We start from the raw sequence: 19,492 nt of genomic DNA on the forward strand, positions 1-19,492 counted from the left end.
ATTTAGTTTTCTGCGTTTTCTGCGTTTTCTGCGTTGCTAGTTTCTGCTGTGTTCATGGTCGCTAAAAGTTGGTGCTCGGCAACCGAAAAGTCAATGGGGGCATCAATATCTACGCCCTCTATCTCATCAAGCATAAAGAGCTCTATTTTACCACCCAGACGATTATGGAGCGTCTCATAGAGTTCGGTGCTAGTGATGTACAGGGAACCGTTCTCACGGTAGCGGAAGGTCTCGCGGGTCAATTCCTGGCGGCGGGGGCGGGCCGTGACCTCGTACTGAGCGGTCGGTGGCTCCGTGGCTGCCCAGATGAAGGGGCCAATGGGGATAACACCCACCATAGAGTCTGCATCTGAGGCCGCAAACTGGCTGACGGCTCGTTCTAGGGTGCCCGGCAGGCGGACGGGTGAGGTAGCCTGCAGTAGCATGACGGCATCAGGGCGGCGGCCCACCCCAGTATAAAATTCGATGGCATGCTCGACTACCGGCTCCGTGGCGGTTGTATCTTCTGCCAGGTGAGCTGGGCGCATAAAGGGCACCTCGGCCCCATACTCGCGGGCAAGCTCCGCCAGTTCTGCGTCATCGGTCGAGACCAGTACGTCCATCTGATGTTCTCGGCTCAAGGCGGCCTTGGCTGCGAGTGCCTGTTCAATCGTCCAGGCGACGAGGGGTTTGCCTGCGATAGGCTTGAGGTTTTTACGGGGGATTCCTTTGGAGCCGCCGCGAACGGGTATGACGCAGAGGATGCGCATGTTTCTTAGTTCTCCAGTAATTGAGTAAGACGTTCAGCTATCTGCTGCGCGGGCTCCCGGTCAGGTAGCTGCGGGGCAGGGGTAGGTTCGCTCCCCCACTGGTTCATTCCATAACGTTGCCAAAACTCGGTGACCCAGGCGGGAGGGTTGGGGTGATAGACCCACGCGGGGACTCCGCGGAGGGCAGCTTCTAGCACGCCGGTTGAGAATATCGACACAACCGGGTTGTTCACCTGGTTGAGGGGTTGCTGCGAGCGATCAATCTCAATACCTAGTTTACCCATAAGGCCGTGAGTTAAGCGGGATAGTTTATCTTTCTCGCTGGGGTGGGGGCGGTAGATTGCGCCGTTGTCTCGGGTAAATTTTATGCTGGCACGCATCAAGGAGGCCCGTGGCAGCTCGGCGCCGTGCATCTGCCCTAGAAAGACAGGGGGTAACGGAGTGTCTTCTAGCTCAGTTACGGGCTTCTGTGCCGCCTCCCAGAAGAGCTGAGAACCGACCACATCGTGGGTCACGTCAGCCCGCCCTGAGATCCAGAACTCTGCGTCCTTTTGGCTGAAGGCTAGCAGGTGGGTTCCGTGAGCGAGCGGGGGCGCATAGGGGGTGTGCAGGCCGTGTTGCACGGTAACGAAGCGGGCTCCTGCGCGCTGGGCCAGACGGTAGGCCGAGGAGCCCCAGGCCATATAATGCCCCAGTGCCACTGCCAGCTTGAGGTTGGGTAGCTCTGTATTCAGTTCGCTCTCTACCAGCGTCTTGCGCGCCCACCCCTCCCCGGGCAGGTGAGCTGTAAGGTCCTCCGGCGCCCACACCGCTAGGGGGAGGTGGGCGAGATATTCGAGGGGGCGAACGAGCGAGTTCAGGGAGGTGGGCGACGTCGAATCAAGGGCCACCAGAACCTGAGGGTTCTGCCCCCGGGTGTGGAGCGCACCGGCCAGCGGTTGAACGGTTTCGGTGTTTCTACTACCACCAGAAGCTGCCGGGAGCACATTGTGCAGCGCCTTGAGCATTTCCTTGGCTCTGCGTTCAGGCTTACTCGTCAGCTGCCATTTCTGCCAGGCTTCTAAATCTTCAGGAAATTTTAGGCCCATAGGGTATCCATTTTCTGTGCACGGTGAAAAAAGGTGTGTTCAGCCTGGCTGCGGGCCAGGCCGGCGGCTCGAATTGAGTTACTCCAGCTGGGGTCAGCGATAATACGCTGGCACAGCTCAATCAGCTCACCGGTGCTCTGGTAGAGCAGTACCTCAGTGCCGATATCGTAGAATTCTTCAACGTCTGGGCGGTCAATGAGCTGTAGGCCGTTCATGCCGGGCACCTCGAAAGTGCGCATGGCAAGGCCAGCCTGCAGGCCGTGAACGTTGAGCGCACCAGCGGCGGCAGCCTGTACCCGGTAGGCATCAGCTAGCGGAATATCACGTTCAGCGGGCAGGTCAGGGCGCTTAAACTCCCAGGTGCGCATGCGGTCAAAGGGGTGGTGTGACCAGCCCCGCCCGTAGACACGGACCGGTACACCGGCGTCCGCCAAAGCGAGCATCATCGTCTCACGGTTCTTGTAGCGAGAGCCCACAAAGACAATCTCGGGGACGCGGGTGTTCGGGAAGTCTGCCAGGGCAGGGTCGTAGCCGTTAGCTACGAAGTGGGCGTTAATACCGGCGGCAGCGAGCTCTTCAGCCTCAGAACGGGCGTAGCTGACCACGGTAGGGAGCTGACGAAGAAATCCCCGGGTATAGCGGTGACGTTTGAGGTCGTCATAGAGCCAGAGAATATAGGGGATTTTGCGGTCTGTAACGGCCTGCCAGAAAATATCGCCCAAGGTGTCTGCTTTGATGACGATGAGCCGATCGGGGTTGACTTCTTTGAGCACCTGTAGGGCCCTGACTGTAGCCGCTCTTTCTGCCATTTTTTGCCCGTCAAAACCGACTTTGGAGGGTAACTCGTAGAGGGCTTTATTGCGAATCTTGTCTTTGACGGTGTCGAAGGCGTCATAGCGGTGCACGGTAACCTCATAGCCAAGCTCTTTAAAGCCGCTGGCAATGGAATAGCAATAGCCGTGGAAAGCAGGGCTGATGATGAGGAGTTTTTCTACCATTTATCGTTTGTTTTCTGCTTTCTTGATATATGTCAGTTCTTCGCGGAGTGTCGCAAGAGGGGTAACAGCCCGGTTACAGAGCGCTCTGATGGAGTTGAAGAGGAAGTTAGCAACAGTTACAGCTCTCAACGCGGTAGCTAAATGCTTACCTTTGTTCCATTTTGCGTTATAGATAAAGCGGGAGTCGAGTACCCATTGGCGACGCTGAGCAGAAGCTCCGGATGAGCCACCTCCAACATGTTCTACAACTATATCGCCACGGAAGATCCGTTTGATACCGCGGGTAGCTAGCCGACGCTGCAGGTCGGTTTCTTCGCTGTTCATAAAGAAACGTTCGTCCATCCCCCCTACCGCGTTGAAGTCTTCACGGCGGAGCATCATGCAGGCCCCCATGAGCCAGTCAGGTTCTGCCCGGTTGCCAGTGGTGCAGGCCAAGTCGTGCCCCACCAGAGCATGCCAGAGGCGGGTAGGGCGCAGGCGGGCTGCGGGGGTGAACCATTCCCAGGCATGGTGACGGGTTCTCGGGAAGGCCCGGCCGACCCACTGTGATTCACCGTTGTGACCGGTAATCTGTGGGCTGAGCATAACTCCTCGTCCGGTTCTGCGGGTTTCTTCTTCGGCAGCTGAGAGCATATCGACGAGAAAGGTAGGCGGCAAAGTCAAATCACTGTTGAGAATCAGAACCCACAGGCCGGTTGCCGCTGCAACCCCAGAATTGACGTTGGCACCGAACCCGCCGTTGGCTTCCCGGCGCACGAGGGCCACACCGTCTACCCGGGGGAAGGGCATGGGTGAGGCATCGTCTGAGACGATTATCTCAAGAGGCACATCGGCGCTCTGAGCTTTAATTTGCTCTATGAGCCCTAGGGTGTCGGTGGGGTCACCATAGAAAGGGATGACGGCTGAAAGTACCGGCATCAACCCTCCTTACATCAGGTGAGACCTCTTCAAAAGTATTAATTCTTAGCTCCCGGGCTCTCGCTCGCTACGAACCGGTAGATGCCACGAGAAAAACCTTATGAATAAGCCTCAGCGTCGAACGGTATTTTTACAAACGGTAATAACAGCATCGGCCCATACGGCCCAGGTCAGCCTGGTTTCTGCGTCCTTACGGGCCTGTACCGAAGCTACCTCGATTTCTTCGCGGCTCAGGCGCGTCAAGAGCTGTGTAGCCTCTTGAATCGTGTTCCGCTCTTCAACCAGCCATCCCGTATAACCGTCTCTAACCAGTGTAGGTATTCCACCCACCTTAGTTGAAATTACGGGTAGGCCGTGGTTGAGGGCGTCGGTGACTACTACACCGCCTGCACTCGCGTGGGTGGGCTCGAGCAGGAGGTCGTGTGATAGGTAGAGTTCTGACAGGTCAGCCCGGGGCATCTTTGGCCGGTAGGTCACTCCCGCTGGCGCTTCTGTACCGGGGGCTCCTACCACGGTCATGGTGAGGTCTGGCCTGAGGGCCCGAGCTCGGCTAAAAATTTCTAGTGCCCGGTCGCCGCCTTTGCGTTCCCAGTTGGATCCGATAAAGAGGATTGCTAGCCCGGGGCTACCTGTTGTTCTGCTACCTTGCGCGCGTGCGGCAGGGGAGATCCCGGGCCCGAAGGGAGCTACCGTTATGCGGTGGGGCGGTAGGTTGGCGTCTTCCATGAGCTTTTGAGCCGACCATTCGCTTGCCACACAGTAGTGCGCCGATTTTTTTGCTACGAGACGGTCGAGCAGCCTGCCTTGGTGTAAGGAGAGTCGCGATATTTTTTTGGTATTGAAGTACCCCTCGATTACCGCCGAAAAGGAGGAGTCTGTTACCTGCACCAGGGGGATATTACTGGGGACCCCCAGCGATTCTTTTGACGCTGCCAGTGATATGACGGCGTCTACCCGGTGATCCTTGATCATTGTGCGCACCTGACGGGATTTTCGGTAGGTGGTGGCGAGGGCGTCCCCCGGTAGATAGACGGTTCCTGAGCGCCCGTAGAGCCGGGTGAGTAAACGGTCAATGGCGGCGTCGTTGGTATGTGGGACGGGCAGGGGAACAATGTCTGCTCGCTCTCGCAGAGCTTGTACCGCGGGCATGACGACCCCAGACCAGGCGGCCGGATCGTTCATGTTCCATGATGATAGGACTCCGATTTTCATCTAGGTGACTCCTCGTTGGTAGATACCCGGTGCGGTGGCCAGGCTACCGCTTGCTGCCTCAGTGCAAGTGTTTTTGACTGTGCCCGCTGAGGTTTATTCAAAAGTCTCTACGAAAGCTTCGGGCACGGCAACAGTGTACTCACCCTTTTGCCTGGTTCACGGACTGGGTCGCAAGCTTGCCAGACCCAGCCAGTTCACCTTTCTGCCACCCCCCTTCCGCTATCGGACTTGTGAATAGGCCTCAGCATAAAATATTGGGATCATACGTATCTCTTCTACACATGATCCCAACCAGTAATTTATTAAGCCTCTACAAAACGCCTAATTCGCTCGCCCATCAAACAGGCTGGTCACTGACCCTTCATCAAAAACTTCTTTGATAGCGCGCGCCAGCAAGGGCGCAATTGACAGAACAGTGAGATTATCGAACACCTGCTCGGGTTTCAACGGCAAGGTATTCGTAACAACAACCTCACTGGCACCGCAGTTACCCAAGCGCTCGGCGGCAGGGTCAGAAAAGACCGCGTGGGTGGCCGCAATGATGACGTCCTTAGCGCCGTTCTCCTTAAGAACGCGAACAGCGCCAGCAATCGTGCCGCCGGTGTCAATCATGTCATCGATGAGCACACAGGTGCGGCCCTCAATATCGCCCACAACGGTCTTTGATACAGCCTGGTTAGGCACGTTAACATCGCGGGTTTTATGGACGAACGCCAGAGGGGCACCCCCCAACAACTCGGCCCACTGCTCAGCTACACGCACACGCCCGGTATCAGGCGACACCACGGTGACGTTGCCGGTATCAACCTTACTAGCCACATACTCAGCGAGCAGAGGAATAGCCATCAGATGGTCCACCGGCCCGTCGAAGAAACCCTGAATCTGGGCGGTGTGAAGATCAACACTCATCAGACGGTCAGCGCCAGCGGTCTTATACAAATCAGAAACCAGGCGAGCTGAGATAGGCTCACGGCCCTTATGCTTCTTATCCTGGCGGGCGTAGGGGTAAAAAGGCGAAACAACAGTAATAGAGCGTGCTGAGGCTCGCTTAAGCGAGTCAATCATAATCAGTTGCTCCATGATGGCATCGTTAATCGGCGCCGGGTGCGACTGGATCACGAAAGCGTCCTTACCTCGCACCGATTCGTTAAACCGAACATAGGTCTCACCGTTGGCGAAGGTATAGGCAGATGAAGGAAGAACCTCATTCCCCAGTTCTGCTGCAATCTGCTCAGCAAGCTCAGGGTGGGCGCGGCCTGAGACCAAGGCCATCTTCTTTTCACCTGGATTCGTAATCTCAGTCATTACTGCTATTCGCTTTCCTTAACTGATTCGGTCGACTCCGCATCAAGCGCAGCCTGCGCTGCCTCTGCGGCCTCAGTACCTGCTCTTTGTGTAATAACCCAACGCTCAATATTGCGCTGAGGGGCCTCGTTAATTGCTAGGGCGCCAGCGGGGACGTCCTTGCGAATCACGGTTCCAGCTCCAGAATACGCCCCGTCACCGATATGTACGGGTGCGACATACATGTTGTCTGAACCCATGCGAACATTATTACCCACCGTTGAGCGGTGCTTGTTCACGCCGTCGTAGTTAACAAAGACCGAGGCCGCACCAATATTAGAATTCTCCCCGATGGTTACGTCTCCCGCGTAGGAAAGGTGAGGAAGTTTAGAGCCCGCGCCAATTTCGGCGTTTTTAGTCTCCACGAAAGTGCCGATTTTGCCCTGGGGGCCTAGCTTGGTGCCGGGGCGCAGATAGGCGAAAGGACCCACGGTGGCACCGGTAGCAATCTCTGAATCTGACCCCTCAGTCCGAGAGACGGTGACCTTCTCACCCACCCGAACATTGGTCAGGGTGGTATCCGGGCCAATGACGGATCCGGTGGCTATATGGGTGGTGCCTCGCAGGTGGGTGCCGGGCAAAATGGTCACATCGTTCTCAAGGGTGACGGTGACATCAATCCAGGTGGACTCGGGATCAACAATTGTTACGCCAGCAACCATGTGCGCGTGGGTAATACGGTCGTTGAGCTTACGCCCCAGCTGAGCCAGCTGAACACGGTCGTTCGCCCCCTCTACCTCCCAGCGGTCTTCAATATCGAGTGCGCTGGTGCGGTAGCCGTCTTCACGGGCGATAGACAGCACATCGGTGATGTACTTCTCACCCTGGGCGTTATCGGTGGTGACGCGGGTCAGCGAATCACGCAGAACCTTCGCGTCAAAAGCGTAAATACCGGAGTTTATTTCGGTGATTGCTAGCTGCTCATCGGTAGCGTCCTTGGCCTCAACGATAGCGGTGACCTCACCAGCTTCATTGCGGACGATGCGCCCGTAGGAACCGGGATCTTCAATGTGGGTGGTCAGAACAGTGACGGCGTTCCTCCCTTCTTCGTGGAAGGCAATGAGCTGGCGCAGAGTCTCGGCCTTCAGCAGGGGAACGTCGCCGTAGGTCACCACCACGGTGCCCTCAACCTCACCCGAGTGGGCATCCAAGCCCAGCAGACCCACTTCGACGGCGCGCCCGGTGCCGGGAACCTCGTCCTGGTCAACAATGGTGACCTCTGGGTCAAAGTCTGTCACATGAGCTGCGACCTTATCGCGCTGATGACGAACGACGACCGCCAGGTTCTCTGGCTCTAACTCACGAGCTACAGCAACTGCGTGCTCAACCATGGAACGCCCGCCGAGGGTATGCATCACCTTAGGGGTAGCAGATTTCATGCGGGTTCCAGCTCCAGCAGCTAGAACGATAACAGCAGATGGAACTGAAGCAACAGCGGTCACGAGGGGCACTCCTTGAGCAAACGAGACCCCCTGTAGCTTGCGAGATGGTAGGGGTCTTGAGCTCCGCCACAAGGACTCGAACCTTGAATAACGGCTCCAAAGGCCGCTGTGTTGCCAATTACACCATGGCGGATTGTCTATTACACACATCGCACCCGCCGGGTGACGGCGCACGCAATGAACGAATCACGATACTACCAAGTCTTGGCCTCAGAACGAAACAGCTACGCCCAACGTCTCGATAGGTTAGATAGCTACAGTAGGGTCAGGTGCCAAGCCAGGGGATGATTTTAGTGAGTGCCCCCTCAACCTCTTCCACAGCCACACGAGCCGCTTGAGGCCCCCTCTGATAGGGGTCAGCTATCCCGTCTTCTTTCAGCGGAGACTCATCTAGTCGGTACATGAAGGAGACAGGGTCAGTGCGCCTACCGGTGTGTGCTTTGACCCGCGCCATCTGCTTCAATAGATGAATCTTTGACCGGTACTGCGGCCACTCCCTCACAAGCCAGTTCAGGTGTTCCTTTTCCATGACCAGAACCAGTGTTGATTCGGCAAGAAGCGCACCCGTGACCTGCTTAGCCCGATGGTTCTGAAACTGAACACCGCGTGCGGCAAGTTCACGGTCAATGTGGGGGGCCACCCCCGCTCCTACAACGGCTCCGGTACCAGCGCTATCGAAACGCCAGGCCGACTCAGGGCTCGAAAGCTGATTCGCCAGATACTGGGCGGAAGCAGAGCGCGCAATATTACCCGTGCACACAAACAAAATTTTTTTGTGGGTGGGGCTATCTGAGCGTTCCTCAGCCGGTGCGGGTGCTCTCTTTCTCAGCAGAGACCCCACATTGAACTGCGCCATGCCGCTCCAATCTAATTCTGAAAACTTTTCCTCAAGACTTATACAAAAGCCCAGTTGACTAGCACAGTGGCTACTGCCACCTCGTTCAATGTATGAATTCTACCCGCAGTTCTCGCATGCGCCTATCAGAATGTAGACACTTTCACCGGCATTTTATGTGCAAAATAACACGAAGTGGCAGGTAAATTACCGACCTTGTAGCCTAGAAGGGTGGCACATCTACTTGGCGGCGAAGACCTGCACATCGAATTTCCTACCCGAACTATCTTTGAGGGCATTACCATTGGCCTGAATGAGGGCGACCGTATTGGCATTGTAGGCCGCAACGGTGACGGCAAATCAACCCTGCTTGCACTACTGGGCGGCAGGTTAGCGCCCGACTCAGGTAAGGTAACCGCCCGGTCGGGCACACGTATTGGCTTTCTGACCCAGACCGATACACTTGATGACGCCTTGACCGTAGGCCAGGCTATCGTGGGTGATACACCCGAGTACCGGTGGGCCTCTGACGCTAAAATCCGCGATGTTATCGCTGGGCTCGTCTCTGACCTCAGCTGGGAGGCCCCCGTAGGTTCGCTCTCCGGCGGTCAGCGGCGGCGCGTTTCTCTCGCGGCCCTGCTGGCTGGCGACTGGGACGTCCTGATGCTCGATGAGCCCACCAACCACCTTGACGTTGAAGCTATCACCTGGCTGGCCAACCACCTCAAGGGCCGCTGGCCCAAAAATTCCGGGGGGCTACTCACAGTCACCCACGACCGCTGGTTCCTCGACGAAATTTGCACCAAGACCTGGGAGGTTCACGATGGGCTCGTTGAACCCTTCGAGGGAGGCTACGCGGCCTATATTCTGCAGCGGGTGGAACGTGACCGCCAGGCCGCTGCCACCGAAGCTAAACGTCAGAACCTCATGCGCAAGGAGCTGGCCTGGCTACGCCGTGGCGCACCGGCGCGGACGTCCAAGCCCAAGTTCCGTATAGATGCCGCCAACGCCCTCATCGCCGATGTGCCCCCGGTGCGCAACAAGGTTGAGCTGACGCAGATGGCGGTTTCGCGCCTGGGCAAGGACGTGGTGGATATAGAGGATGTGGACGTCAGCTACCCCGATGCCCACTCCCCGGAAGGGGCTAAGGAGGTGCTGAAGAGGGTAACCTGGCGCATTGCACCGGGCGAACGTACCGGAATCATGGGCGTGAACGGGGCCGGCAAATCGACTCTACTAGGCCTGGTCACCGGAGCAGTTACCCCCACGCGGGGGCGGGTAAAGCGCGGCACAACAGTCAAAGTTGCCACCCTGACCCAGCAGCTGGACGAGCTACGCGAAGTTGAGAACGACCGTGTTTCAGACGTGATTGGGCGTAGACGCACCTCGTACGTTGCCGGGGGCAAGGAGATGACCCCCGGTCAGCTTTTGGAGCGCCTGGGGTTCACCTCAGCCCAGCTTGCTACGCCGGTGAAGGATCTTTCAGGCGGTCAGAAGCGCCGCCTACAGTTACTCCTGATTCTGCTTGATGAGCCCAATGTGCTCATTCTCGATGAGCCTTCCAATGACCTCGACACCGATATGTTGGCAGCTATGGAGGACCTGCTAGATACCTGGCCAGGCACCCTGCTCGTAGTTTCACACGACCGCTACCTGATGGAGCGTGTGACCGACCAGCAGTACGCCCTCATAGATGGGCATGTGCGGCACCTACCCGGCGGGGTAGACGAGTACCTACAACTCTCGGTGGCGGCAGCTGACGCACCATCTACCCGGGCTGTGGACTCCTCACCCCTGGGCAAGCAGGGAACCGCCACTACAGATTCTGTGCCCAAGGCCAGCGGGGCAGAGATACGAGCGGCTCAGAAGGAAATCAACCAGATTGACCGTAAGCTCGGCAAACTCGCCGACCAAAAGGCCAGGCTCGATGAAAAAATGGCAGAGCATCACCACTCGGATTACGAGGGGCTGGCAGCGCTTTCAGCAGAGCGGCAGTCCGTTCAGGACGAAATTGACGGGCTAGAGATGCGGTGGATAGAGCTGAGCGAGATTGTTGGGTAAGCCTCATAATTGGGATAATAGTTTTGTGAACCCCAGAAATTTTTTAAAACAGACTGTGTTTCTGCCCCTCGGTCGGGCTCTAGGTTACCCCGAAATTCAGCACGCATCGCCCCTCATTAACGGCGGCAATTTTCTTTACTACTGGTTGTATGCATATAACCAGGAAGGCCGAGGAATACAAACCAGGGTGCAAGAGCGTGAACGTATTCTCGTGTGGTTTGAGCAGTTCCCCTGGCTCAAAAAATACTCTGTCCGCCCAAAGCTCCCCCATCGTTTGCTCTCTGCCTGGAACGGTACATCGCCAGATATTCTGGGGCGTGACTTCACCGCAGAACAACTCCAGAACTTCTGCCGAGAGCTTCTAGAATCGTCGCCGGCTTTCATGGCCAAGGTAGAAGGCTACAGGGCCTTACTCGGTGAAAAAACCTGCCTGATTAATATTCGCCGCGGTGACTACTATCAGCACCAGCACCTCATTGACCAGTACGGCCTTGACAACGAAAAATACGTGGTTGCTGCGCTCGGTCTGCTACCAGAGAGCTACACACGTTTCTGCCTTGTATCAGATGATATTGGCTGGTGCCAGGAATATATCACCCCGCTCATCCCCGGTGAGGTTTTCTACAACCACAACCGGCAGGACATGTTCGACGACCTGGCCCTGCTCACCGCCGCGCCCGCCCTCGTCCTTGCCAATTCAACCTTCTCCTTTTGGGGTGGGCACCTGGGTGACACGCTCAACCCCCAGCGCCTGGTACTCGCCCCTCCCTACCACTTCAAGAACCCTGACGGCAGCTATAACAGGGAGCGCTTTGACCGGTCATGGGCGGTCGTTGAAATCAGTGAGTAGCGGTGAGGCTTATTCAAAAAGCCTCCCTCACCCACCATTACCTGTGCCACGGAATAGCGAGCAAAACCGATGAATACCAAGAAAGAGCCGAGATGGCAAAGATAGCAGTCCTCTGCGGAGGCAAAGCAAGTGATGGCCCCTACGGCATAGATCTTATGTCCCGAGAGCTCGGGCATTCCTTACTAGAAGTCCCTAGCGCTCACACTCCAGCCCATATCAAGCTCAGGGACGTGCTTGAGCACAGGTTAGGGTTCCCCTTAGACAAGGCCGTCCGCTCCGTGCCGCGTATAGCGTCAGCCGACGTACTTTTTTGTTTTCTTGAGAGTTTCGCTGTTTTTCCTTCACTGCTCAAACAGAAGAAAATACCGCCCTTCGCTAACACTCCCTTAGCCATGATTTCATGCTGGTTAGCCGAAGAAATCCGCCACCTGCCCCAGAGTGAGAGAGCACAGCTCGTTAAAACATATGCCGGGGTTGATCTTAACTTTGTTTTGAGTGGCAACCAGATAGATATTCTGGTTGACTCGGGGTTCGCTGAGGATAGGGTCGAAAGCGTCAACTTCGGGTTCGCCCCTGAACTCTTTTCATATGAGGCGGGCGCGCAACGGCCCCTCCAGCTTTCAGCCCTGGGGTTTGATCGGGGTAGAGACTACAGGACTCTGATTGAAGCAGTTCGGCCTCTCTCTATTGAGCTTAATCTCTACACTCGACCCGAAATCATCGAGGGTATCGACCTGCCCGAGAACGTGCGCTTTCACGGCACCGTTCCCTTTGAAGCCTATATTGAGGTCTTGCACTCATCAGATATGGTTGCAGTGCCCACCGTTGAACTGGCCTACCCTACCGGGCAAACGGTCGCCTTAGAAGCTGCCGCCACGGGGGCTGCCCTGCTTCTGACGGATTCCCGGGCAATGCGCTACTACTTTAGCGACGACACGGCCTGTTTTATTGGCCAAGGAGACGTTGAAGGGTGGCGAAGGGCTATCACCGATTTAGCACAAAGCCCCGAACATCGAAGGGCCATAGGTGCGCGGGCAGCTCACCACGTTCACGCCAACCTCAAGTATATTGACATGTGGACGGCTATAGAAAAAGCCTTCGCAAGAAGAGGCTGGATATAGCAGCCTTCTCTCACTCCCCCTCCCCTAAAACAAAATACTAGGTAGATTCCCCCATGTACCAGGCTAGTGTCATCATCCCGGCTCATAACGCAGAAAGTACCATCGCGCTCACTCTCGAATCACTCTTTAATCAGTACAGCGACGGTGAAACCCCGGCACAAATTCAGGTGATTGTTTCTGACAACGGTTCAACGGACCGCACACGGGCCGTCGTTGAACAATTTGCAGCTGAACGCCTACCCCCGCACCTCGGATCGGTCTCTGTTGTTGATTCTTCTCACCTGGCTAACGCGAACTATGCCCGTAACGTCGCCGCCCGGTATGCTCACGCAGATTACCTGCTCTTTTGCGATGCTGACGATGTGGTTGGTTACTACTGGCTTGATGCGGCGCTCAAAGCTTTTGAATCGACCCCTGTTTTTACGGGCATAGCTGAAAATATCAACGACTACAGCTACCCCAGTACCGTGAGCGAGACACGAGATATCTTTGATTGGCGCGGGCGGGGTGCAGAGCTGGTTCTACGCGAAAACCAGCAGCCTGTTTTGCTCGGGGGAAATTTTGGTATCAGTAAGGAGCTCTTCTATAAGCTCGGAGGCCTTGATGTTGCTGCACCTGCCCAGGCGGACGACGACGAGTTTGCGTTGCGAATACAGGCTACGGGCCGCCCAGTCCCCATACTGGTCCATTCAGTCATTGGCTACCGTATTCGCACCGGTCTCTCGGACCAACTCTTGCGAGCTCGTCAGGGTGCCTACGCCCGCGCCTGGCTCTCAGCGGTGTACTCCACCGCCAACCCTGAGCTCGAAAAATCACTCTTCAACCTGGCTAAAACCCATGTGGCGCTCCCTTGCTTAAGGCTCCTCAAACCCGGTATTGCCCAAGAAGATATTAGAATGCGGCAGGTTGTTGCCAGAGGCTACTTTCACGGCAAGGTTGTGTTTTCTGTAGCCAGAAGAGTCAGACGCGGAATCGGGGTGGGCCTTACCTCGCCGCACCAACCTGCCGGGGAGGCTGGCCACCCAACCAGCGGTAGCGAATCACTCCCTCTAGAACACCAACGTTCCACCAAAACCCCCTAATCTGATCCCAGGTGCGCTGCCGTTGAAGAAAAGACCCGGGCATAGCCGTCAGCACCTTTCGTAGCATGAGCTTAAGGCCTGGCACCTGGTCATCAAACTCGGGTGAAAAATTTTCAGCTAACTGCACCCAGGTACGCCCATAGAGGCGTGACTGGCGAGCTAAACCCCGTGCAGACAAACGCTGCCGGTACTGAATCAGAGGTTCTGCCACCCACCCCTGCGCCAACCCCGCCGCAGAAGCCCGCAAACAAAAATCTACTTCTTCATGCCCGCCGACATAGGATTCATCAAACCCACCGACTGCCGCAAAAGCTGCCCTGGTCATACCCATGCTGCAGCTCAGGGAGTACACACGGCCGTTGAACACATGCGGTTGCTCGCACGAGGCAGAGCCAGTCTCATAGCGGCCAGACACCTCATTAAAGCGATAGTGATAGTAGCCGCTCCCCACCACATCGGCGCTCTCAAGAGCCTGCACCAGTTTCTCAGCCCACGTCTCTGCCACGATATCGTCAGCGTCGCACAGAAGAATCACATCATTTTTTGCTGCGTGAATCCCCCTGTTGCGCGCGTAGTTGGGGCCCTGCCGCTGGCCAGAGTCCACATAAGTGATATTTTTGTGTTTCTCAGAAAAGCTGAGGGCAATATTTTTAGTAGAGTCGGTAGATCCGTTATCTGAAATGATAATTTCGGGCACCTCAACCGTTCCCCGCAGGAGAGCCTCAAGCTGCTCTGTCAGATAGTCCTCAGCGTTATAGGCGGGAATAACAACGGAGAAATTATTCATCTCCCCTCCCGTATACTTGAGCAATGCGGTTCCGATAGGCTTCTGACGAGTAGAGAGACTTCGCCTCGTCACAAGAAACTTTCGCTTTTTCAGCATAGACCTCTGGGGCGCTGAGAACATCAATCACAGCCTGTGTAAAAGAGTCAGCACTATTTGCCAGTTTTGATATCCAGCCTACTCGCGCTATGCCCTCAATTCCCGCGTTCGTAGAGACAACTGGGATGCCACGCAGAATAGCATCGAGGGTTTTGAACTTCACTCCGCTCCCTAACCTGATAGGGGCAACAACAAGAGCCGCTCGGGCGTAGAGAGGCTCCACGTCATCAACAAATCCCAAGAACTCAATCCGCGCGTCTGAGCCAAGAGCTACTAGGTCCGCCGAGGGGCTTTCTCCAGCGACCAGTAAACGTGCATGCGGTTTCTTTTTCCAGACGCCGGGCAAGATTTCACGAATAAACCATTCCACCGCCTCGTGGTTTTCCCACCGATACATGGTGCCCACAAAAAGTATGGTCGAGTCATCGGCCTGCCTCTGAGGCAGAGCCCGTGTTGTGTATACGGGAGGTAATATAACCTGGCATGATTCCCTGAAACCGGGCTCAAGAGCAAGCAGATGGAAATCTTTATCAGAGAGAGTGACCAGGGTGTCTAAGGATCTAGAATAAAAATTCTCAGAAGCACTGGCGGCGACGGCCAGGGCACGCCAGTACAGCGCTTTCACAGGGTTGCGCTCACTTCTGCCCCTCCGTTTAAACCTCTGCTCACTAATATCGTGAAAGGTGCCTATAACCTGCGCCTGTGGGTTCAGCCTTTTGATCCAAGGGGCAAGAAGTAGGTTAGAAGACCACTGTAAATCAACGATGCGTGCCTGTTGAAGAATAGACAGCGCCGCACTGTTAGCCTTGATTCCTTTGAGAAGCTGTCTATTGGGCGACCAACTATTATAGAGATTACGAATATGGGTAAAACGGGAATCAGAATTGACCCGAATAAAAATATGGTCAACGTCGTATGACTCTGCTTCTCCGTTAAGAGGCTGTGCAGAAAAAATGATGGGAGTGTGCCCCACCGCCTTGAGAGCAAAGTAAAGCTCGCGAATCAGCCGCTCACCTGCACTCGTAGGCTCTATTTTCGGCACACCGTTTGAAATAATGACAACAGAATACTTCACTAAAGCTTCCCCAAATTTACAAGCTCTTCAAACTCTGGGACCTTACGTATCAGCTCCTCAAAGTTCCCCTGATCAATAATCTTACCGTTCTTCATGTAGTAGATAACATCTGCCTTCCTGATGGTTGAAAGGCGATGGGCCACCATAATAATTGTCATTTCACCAGACAAACGGTCAATTGTCTGAGTGATCTTATGTTCGGTCTTATTATCTAGAGCAGAGGTCGCCTCATCAAGCACCAGCAGGCTGGGATTACGGTAGAGGGCGCGGGCGATACCTAGCCGCTGCCGTTGGCCCCCCGAAAGCCTGCTACCGTCCTGCCCCAAATCCTCATCAATCCCCTGAGGCAGGGAAGACAAGAGATCCCCCAGCTCTGCATACTGTAGAGCCTGGTGCACCCTCTGCTCATCAATCTCACTTTCAGCAAGACCAAAAGCAACATTGAGCTTCAAAGAACCGGGTAAAACGTAGACGCTTTGAGGTACAACGCCCAGTTGTGACTGCCAGGACTTCAAATCATCATGGATAGAATTCCCGCCGCACAAGACCCTGCCGGACGTTGGTTTCAACATACCCAACACGATATCTACCAACGTGGACTTACCCGAACCACTTGAGCCTACGAACGCGACAGTACGGCGGGCCGGGATAGTGATGGATACCTTATCGAGCACCGACCTCTCATCAGGGCTGTACTTAAAAGTGACCCCCTGCACCTCAACGTCACCTTCGTAACGGGTACCCGAACTTGGTAGCTCAGAGTAGCTCTCCATGTTCTTAAAATAGGCGATCTCGCGATTGAGGGTAGTGACGCCGGAGGCACCCACCCGTACAGCGTTGAGAGAGGCTATCGCTGAATTAACTGCGGGCATAACCCGTACTGCCGCCACCGTGAAAACACCCATGGTAGCAACAGCTTCGGCCTGATCTTTAGTTGAGAAGAGAAAAATTGCGAGGCCTGCAATGCTCACCACAAACACTATTTCCATGATGTTCTTAGGCAGTTCATTGATTACTCCCTGCTGCCGGCTTCCAACGGCACGCAGGGACGCTCCCTCAGCATATTTCTCAACAAACCTGTCGCCAACAGCAAAAAGCCGCATCTCTCTAAAGGCCTCAAGCGCCGGCATCGATGCGAACCACGAGATATGGTCAGCCTTGAGAAATAGGTGGCTGATGTCTATCAGTTTGCGGCGCAGAAGCATGGGCAGAACATACCCCACACCGGCAAAGATACAAAAGGCGAACAACGCGATGACCGGCGAGATAAAGAGAGTCACCAGCACCATCATAATAATGGTCAGCACACTGGTCATGAAGCTAAGCCCACCAAAAATAGTTTGGCTGTACGCCTGCCCTACGGCACTCGCCAAGGTGGTGTGAATTTTCGATAAATCCTGTTTTTTGTGGTCAGCATAGGGAGCATCAAGGTACGACCGGAGTAGCGTTGTTCTGGCACTTTTCTCCATCTCATTGATAAACCCAATCTGCCACCACCTAAACCCAAGGGTGAAAATGGCCTTCACAATAAAGGCAGCGATGACGGCACCAGCTATGTAAAGAATGAGCTGCTGGCGATCTTGCCTACCTAGGATATTCGATACAAAAGCCAAAATTCCTGTATCTGCGGGCTGACCTGAAGCAAGAAGCAGAAGCGGATAGGTGGCTAGAACCCCTGCGATTTCAAGCAAGGAAACAGCAAATGCGCCAATCACAGAAAAAATGAGTTTAGCTTTAACCGGAAAATCAACCAGATAAAACAGGTTACGAATATTAGCTAACATGACCCCTACGGTGCGTGATATTTGAGGCTTATTCATCAGGGTTGAGGTGCCACTGGCTCACAGCAAAGTGACCAGCTCGGATAGAGTGCCCGGGTAAGAACCCCACAGCGCCCTGAAATTACCCCTTTGAAGTAAGACTCATAGACGAGTACCCCAACCATTCTACCCGCGTAGGCAGGGTACCCGGCTAGGTCTTCACCGCACACCTACGAGATGTATACAACTGTGGGCCCCGATCCAGACACAAAGCTAACTGCAGCCTGCGACTCCGCCGCAGCGCTAGCCAGGGTTCCTGCTAGTTCAGGTAACAGAGTAACCGCAGGAGCAGCCAAATCGTTGCGTAGCAAAGAAGCAATCAGAGGCAGCCTGTCAGCTAGCGGCGCTCGCGAAGTAAGTGCCTCGCAAAGCTTGGGGGGAACCTCAAGTTCTGCGCTCGGGGCAGGGTAACGGCCAGCAGCGCGGCCAGCGTCCAACTCTTTAAAAACTGCGGGGGTCGATAACCCTGCTACCGAGGGAATAAAGCCGAACTGCAATGGAGCCACTCCCTCTGGAACATCAATAGGGGTGAGCTTTTCCCCGGCACCGGTACCCACAGCCAGCCCACCCACCAGGGCAAAGGGAACGTCCGCACCCAGCGGAGCAGCAAGCTCCAGCAGCCGTTCAGCGCTGACGCTCTCGGCTACTAGCTGGGCTTGAAGCAGGTAGGAGTTCATAGCCTTCATAGCCGCAGCAGCGTCAGCTGATCCACCCCCCATACCGCCAGCCACCGGCACAGCTTTTTCAATGTGAAGCTGCACGGCGACGTCCGCAGGGGCCAGACCCTGCTCAGCCAGTACCGCCTCCGCGCCGCGGTAAGCCAGATTGGTGGCATCGAGAGGCACCTCAGCCGGGTCGAAAGCTCCCACAGAGACCTGCTGAGCTACCGGAGAACCCGGGGCAACGCTCAGAGACTGGGCGATGCCGGGCTCACGAGCGGTGGTGATAGTCACGCGCTCCAGCACATCGGTAGCTGCATAGAGGGAGGCAACCTCATGGTAGCCGTCTGCGCGCAGTGGGCCCACCGCAAAGTAGAGGTTGACCTTACCCGGAGCGGTGGCAGATACGGTAGTCATAGCTCACCCCTCTGAGCGAGAGGTTCTACAGGCACGGTACGGGCAGCCTCAGCAATCTTGATGAAATCAAAAATATCGAGCTTCTCACCGCGTAGCTGCGGGTCAATACCGGCCGCCTCAAGCACGGTACCCGCGCGGGCAGCTGAACCGGCCCAGCCCGCGAGCGCGGCTCGTAGCGTCTTACGGCGCTGAGCGAAAGCAGCGTCAATCACGGTGAAAATTTCTTCGCGCGGTAGTTCTGAGAGTAGCTCTTCACGGCGGGTGAGTGCGACCAGGCCTGATCTAATTTTAGGAGCGGGCCAGAAAACGTTAGTTCCTATCACACCGGCCTTGTCTACCTGAGCGAACCAGTTGGCCTTGACCGAGGGCACACCGTAGGTCTTGGAGCCGGGCTGGGCTGCCAGGCGGTCGGCAACCTCGTCCTGAACCATGACCAGGGCATGCCTGATGGAGGGAAAGGACGCGAACATGTGCAGGAGCACGGGCACGGCAACGTTATAGGGCAGGTTGGCAACCAGGGCGTGCGGGGTGCGGGGCAGCTCAGTGACTTTCATGGCATCTGAAAGCACCACGTCAATGCGGTCTTCTGAGCCGGGGCGCCAGGTGGCGATAGTGTGGGGTAGCTGCTCTGCCAGGGGTGGGTCAATCTCCACAGCAACCACATGGCGGGCTGCATCCAGAATACCCAGGGTGAGAGAGCCCAGGCCGGGGCCCACTTCAACCACAGTTTCATCGGGGTGAATGTTGGCAGTGGCAATAATACGGCGAATGGTGTTGGGGTCAATCACAAAATTCTGCCCCAGGGTCTTGGTGGGGCGTATACCGAGCTTTGCGGCCAGGTCACGGATTTCTTGAGGGCCAAGGAGTTGCTGTTCAGTCACAGGCTCTAGCTTACCGGTTGAGCAGACGCACAGGTTATGCATCTGTTGTGCCTGCAC

Annotated in this window: 17 protein-coding genes and 1 tRNA gene; 4 read left to right on the forward strand and 14 right to left on the reverse strand. The window is 55.7% G+C overall.

Features of this window, described 5'->3' with window-relative positions:
* Positions 1–2 precede the first annotated feature (2 nt).
* The 9 genes from L6966_RS09710 to L6966_RS09750 all read right to left on the reverse strand — a co-directional run bounded on the left by L6966_RS09710 (position 3) and on the right by L6966_RS09750 (position 8,511).
* Positions 3–749, reverse strand: coding sequence for an acylneuraminate cytidylyltransferase family protein (locus L6966_RS09710; protein WP_237233284.1), 747 nt, complete (start codon positions 747–749; stop codon positions 3–5).
* Between the two features lie 5 nt (positions 750–754).
* The gene (locus L6966_RS09715; protein ID WP_237233285.1) at positions 755–1,837 is read right to left on the reverse strand and encodes an RNA-binding protein; all 1,083 of its coding nucleotides are present in this window, start codon (positions 1,835–1,837) and stop codon (positions 755–757) included.
* The gene (locus L6966_RS09720; protein WP_083093314.1) at positions 1,828–2,835 is read right to left on the reverse strand and encodes a CgeB family protein; all 1,008 of its coding nucleotides are present in this window, start codon (positions 2,833–2,835) and stop codon (positions 1,828–1,830) included. Before L6966_RS09720 ends, L6966_RS09715 begins: the two co-directional genes overlap by 10 nt.
* Positions 2,836–3,753 (reverse strand): glycosyltransferase family 2 protein, encoded by a 918-nt coding sequence (locus L6966_RS09725; RefSeq protein WP_237233286.1) that lies wholly within the window; start codon positions 3,751–3,753, stop codon positions 2,836–2,838. It lies immediately after the preceding gene.
* A 111-nt stretch (positions 3,754–3,864) separates the two neighbouring features.
* Positions 3,865–4,965, reverse strand: a complete 1,101-nt coding sequence (locus tag L6966_RS09730; protein ID WP_237233287.1) for a glycosyltransferase family 4 protein — start codon at positions 4,963–4,965, stop codon at positions 3,865–3,867.
* Between the two features lie 321 nt (positions 4,966–5,286).
* A complete protein-coding gene (locus L6966_RS09735; RefSeq protein WP_083093308.1) occupies positions 5,287–6,270 on the reverse strand; it encodes a ribose-phosphate diphosphokinase in 984 nt (327 codons plus the stop codon).
* A gap of 5 nt (positions 6,271–6,275) precedes the next feature.
* Positions 6,276–7,760, reverse strand: coding sequence for a bifunctional UDP-N-acetylglucosamine diphosphorylase/glucosamine-1-phosphate N-acetyltransferase GlmU (gene glmU / locus L6966_RS09740; RefSeq protein WP_257618071.1), 1,485 nt, complete (start codon positions 7,758–7,760; stop codon positions 6,276–6,278).
* Between the two features lie 52 nt (positions 7,761–7,812).
* Positions 7,813–7,884: transfer RNA gene (locus tag L6966_RS09745), tRNA-Gln, on the reverse strand.
* A gap of 132 nt (positions 7,885–8,016) precedes the next feature.
* A complete protein-coding gene (locus tag L6966_RS09750; protein WP_180377905.1) occupies positions 8,017–8,511 on the reverse strand; it encodes an arsenate reductase/protein-tyrosine-phosphatase family protein in 495 nt (164 codons plus the stop codon).
* A 306-nt stretch (positions 8,512–8,817) separates the two neighbouring features.
* Between L6966_RS09750 and L6966_RS09755 the strand changes: the two genes are divergently transcribed.
* The 4 genes from L6966_RS09755 (at position 8,818) to L6966_RS09770 (ending at position 13,700) form a co-directional block, all read left to right on the forward strand.
* Positions 8,818–10,647: an ABC-F family ATP-binding cassette domain-containing protein gene (locus L6966_RS09755; protein ID WP_237233288.1), complete on the forward strand. Its 1,830-nt coding sequence runs from the start codon at positions 8,818–8,820 to the stop codon at positions 10,645–10,647.
* A 187-nt stretch (positions 10,648–10,834) separates the two neighbouring features.
* Positions 10,835–11,497, forward strand: coding sequence for an alpha-1,2-fucosyltransferase (locus tag L6966_RS09760; protein ID WP_237224117.1), 663 nt, complete (start codon positions 10,835–10,837; stop codon positions 11,495–11,497).
* A gap of 92 nt (positions 11,498–11,589) precedes the next feature.
* On the forward strand, positions 11,590–12,618 hold the full coding sequence (locus L6966_RS09765; RefSeq protein ID WP_237224116.1) for a glycosyltransferase family protein: 1,029 nt from the start codon (positions 11,590–11,592) through the stop codon (positions 12,616–12,618).
* A 53-nt stretch (positions 12,619–12,671) separates the two neighbouring features.
* Positions 12,672–13,700, forward strand: a complete 1,029-nt coding sequence (locus L6966_RS09770; protein ID WP_237233289.1) for a glycosyltransferase family A protein — start codon at positions 12,672–12,674, stop codon at positions 13,698–13,700.
* Here L6966_RS09770 and L6966_RS09775 read toward each other — a convergent pair.
* From L6966_RS09775 to rsmA, 5 genes are all read right to left on the reverse strand, one after another.
* Positions 13,603–14,487, reverse strand: coding sequence for a glycosyltransferase family 2 protein (locus L6966_RS09775; protein ID WP_237233290.1), 885 nt, complete (start codon positions 14,485–14,487; stop codon positions 13,603–13,605). The two genes, L6966_RS09770 and L6966_RS09775, sit on opposite strands and share 98 nt — an antisense overlap.
* A complete protein-coding gene (locus tag L6966_RS09780) occupies positions 14,480–15,658 on the reverse strand; it encodes a glycosyltransferase (protein WP_237233291.1) in 1,179 nt (392 codons plus the stop codon). The genes L6966_RS09775 and L6966_RS09780 overlap by 8 nt, the downstream gene beginning before the upstream one ends.
* Complete coding sequence (locus L6966_RS09785; protein ID WP_237224113.1) at positions 15,658–17,442, reverse strand: ABC transporter ATP-binding protein; 1,785 nt, start codon at positions 17,440–17,442, stop codon at positions 15,658–15,660. The genes L6966_RS09780 and L6966_RS09785 overlap by 1 nt, the downstream gene beginning before the upstream one ends.
* 206 nt (positions 17,443–17,648) lie before the next feature.
* Positions 17,649–18,554, reverse strand: coding sequence for a GHMP family kinase ATP-binding protein (locus L6966_RS09790; RefSeq protein WP_237224112.1), 906 nt, complete (start codon positions 18,552–18,554; stop codon positions 17,649–17,651).
* Positions 18,551–19,477 carry a 16S rRNA (adenine(1518)-N(6)/adenine(1519)-N(6))-dimethyltransferase RsmA gene (rsmA, locus tag L6966_RS09795; RefSeq protein ID WP_180377913.1) on the reverse strand — a complete coding sequence of 309 codons (927 nt, stop codon included), beginning with the start codon at positions 19,475–19,477 and terminating at the stop codon, positions 18,551–18,553. The genes L6966_RS09790 and rsmA overlap by 4 nt, the downstream gene beginning before the upstream one ends.
* Positions 19,478–19,492: the final 15 nt, after the last annotated feature.

Origin of the sequence: Rothia nasisuis (assembly GCF_928381405.1) — a bacterium.
Classification (GTDB): Bacteria; Actinomycetota; Actinomycetes; order Actinomycetales; family Micrococcaceae; genus Rothia; species Rothia nasisuis.